The sequence below is a fragment of the [Chlorobium] sp. 445 genome (assembly GCA_002763895.1).
Taxonomy (GTDB): Bacteria; Bacteroidota; Chlorobiia; order Chlorobiales; family Thermochlorobacteraceae; genus Thermochlorobacter.
Window position 1 is genome coordinate 1 of sequence record NSLH01000063.1, and the last position, 2,060, is coordinate 2,060.

A 2,060-nucleotide genomic window follows, 5' to 3' on the forward strand; every position below is an offset into this window, starting at 1 on the left:
GATGTAATCATTCTGGCGAAAGTTGAGCAGAATCTGCTGTGCGCCATTCTGCGACATCTCCTGATAGGCAGCGTTGATCTTCGCTTCCGCAAAGGTCGTAACATCGCCCACCAGATCAATCACTGCAATATTGCCGATGACGCGGGTACTCACTTTCAGTTCATCTTCCAGCATGCTGCTCCTCCAAACGATCAGATGTGCCGACATCAGTTCAAGTAAGCTCTTTTAGAGGCACAATCTGACTGCTGCGTGTATTGCGGACAAGGTACAGGACTTACGGCTGGGCAACCTCACATTGATACCAGATTAGGCGCACCGTGTTGCCGGGCGCAGCTGACGGCTCGACAAGAAACTCATCGGCAAGGGCTGCCATCAACATTATGCCCATTCCACGCAGTGAAGCTGCTCCGGCGAGCTTCTCTTCTATCGTCTTCGGCTCGGTGATGGTTCCTAAGGGTTTTGTGCCCGTGTCACTCACCTCCACTGTAAAACGATGTCCGTCATAGCTGCTCGTAATATGAACGGGCAAATCTGGTTGGAGTTGGTTGCCATGCTCAATTGCATTAATGCAGGCTTCACTGACTGCGGTCTTGAGGTCTTCGATACGGGCTTGATCAAACCCAATAAAATGGGCAAAGGTGGCCACTGCTCCGCGAGCAACGATCTCGTAGCCGAGAATACTTGGAACAACGAGTTCGATGGATGTTTTCCCATTGTGCATTAGGCTTGCCTGTTCCATACGTGTACCAGCACAGCGGTGTATAGTTTAGCGTTCAAGGTGGATCACCATGCGGACTTGGTTGCCCCCACTAGGGGCTGTGGTGAACTCCACTTCATCCATCAATTCTTGGATCAGCCAGATGCCCCAGCCACCTTTATCATCACGCTTCATTGCCTCGCTAATCTGGGGCACACGGCTGACATATGCCTCATCAATGGTTTTGTGACCCTGATCGGTGACACTGACAATCAGTTCATCGCCCCGCACCGTTAGGAGCACAACCACTTTCATGGCTTCATCGTGCTGATTGCCATGCTCGATAGCATTCGTTACGGCTTCACTCACGGCAGTTTTCAGTGCTGAGACACGATCCGTTTCAAACCCCATCCGGCTCGCCAGCGAAGCGGCAGCATCCATTGCTACGCGCTCATAGCCGAGCAGGCTCGGCAAGCGTAATTCAATCATCTTCTCGCTCGGCTTTGATCGTTTCGTGTCGTCACTCATACGTGTGTTATCTACCCTTCTTTAGACACTGCTTGCAGTCGGATGTGTGTGTATCTGTTAACAATGCCCCACCTTTGTATAATAGCATAGTTTAGGTTTCTCTGACAAGCTACGGTTCTGGCATGTTTGGCCGCACAACGCACCTGTTTCTTATAACGGAATATTGCCATGCTTTCGGGCCGGCAGGCTCTGGCGTTTGGTGCGTGCAATCCGCAGTGCTTTAATCAACGCGGCGCGGGTCTCTTGCGGCTCGATCACCGCATCAATGTAGCCGCGCTCGGCAGCAACGTAAGGATTGGCAAAGCGTTGCTGATAATCGCTGGACAGTTCGGCGAGGCGCACGGTGGGATCGTCTGCTTCGGCTAGCTCCTTGCGGAAGATGATCCGCACGGCCGCATCCACCCCCATCACTGCGATCTCGGCCGTAGGCCAAGCAAAGTTGAAGTCGGCCCGAATGTGCTTGCTGGCCATCACATCATACGCACCACCGTAGGCTTTGCGCGTAATCACAGTGAGCTTAGGCACGGTGGCTTCGCAGTAGGCAAAGAGGAGTTTCGCGCCGTGCCGGATGATCCCGCCGTACTCTTGCTGGGTGCCGGGCAGGAACCCGGGTACATCCACGAAGGTCACGAGTGGGATGTTGAAGGCATCACAGAAGCGCACAAAGCGAGCGGCTTTGATGGAGCTGTCTATGTCGAGCGTGCCCGCCATGTGCATGGGTTGGTTGGCTACAACTCCCACCGAGAAGCCATCGAGTCGTGCAAAGCCGATGATGATGTTGCGGGCCCAATACTCCTGCACTTCAAAGAAGAAGTTATCATCTACAACGGTTTCA

General features: G+C 53.3%; 4 protein-coding genes. All 4 read right to left on the reverse strand.

All coding sequences use genetic code 11. The features are described from left to right. Window positions 1-174, reverse strand: a 174-nt coding sequence (locus CMR00_12635; protein PIO47018.1) for an anti-anti-sigma factor, incomplete at its 3' end; no start/stop codon positions are given. 100 nt (window positions 175-274) lie between these two features. Continuing rightward, complete coding sequence (locus CMR00_12640) at window positions 275-739, reverse strand: hypothetical protein (protein ID PIO47019.1); 465 nt, start codon at window positions 737-739, stop codon at window positions 275-277. A 27-nt stretch (window positions 740-766) separates the two neighbouring features. Next, a complete protein-coding gene (locus CMR00_12645; GenBank protein ID PIO47020.1) occupies window positions 767-1,225 on the reverse strand; it encodes an anti-sigma regulatory factor in 459 nt (152 codons plus the stop codon). A 150-nt stretch (window positions 1,226-1,375) separates the two neighbouring features. Beyond that, window positions 1,376-2,060: methylmalonyl-CoA carboxyltransferase (locus tag CMR00_12650; protein ID PIO47021.1), on the reverse strand; the 685-nt coding region annotated here is incomplete at its 5' end.

Coding starts and splice junctions, on each gene's coding strand:
- CMR00_12645 (PIO47020.1), bottom strand. CDS start 1,225: ATGAGTGACGACACGAAACGATCAAAGCCGAGCGAGAAGATGATTGAA.
- CMR00_12640 (PIO47019.1), bottom strand. CDS start 739: ATGGAACAGGCAAGCCTAATGCACAATGGGAAAACATCCATCGAACTC.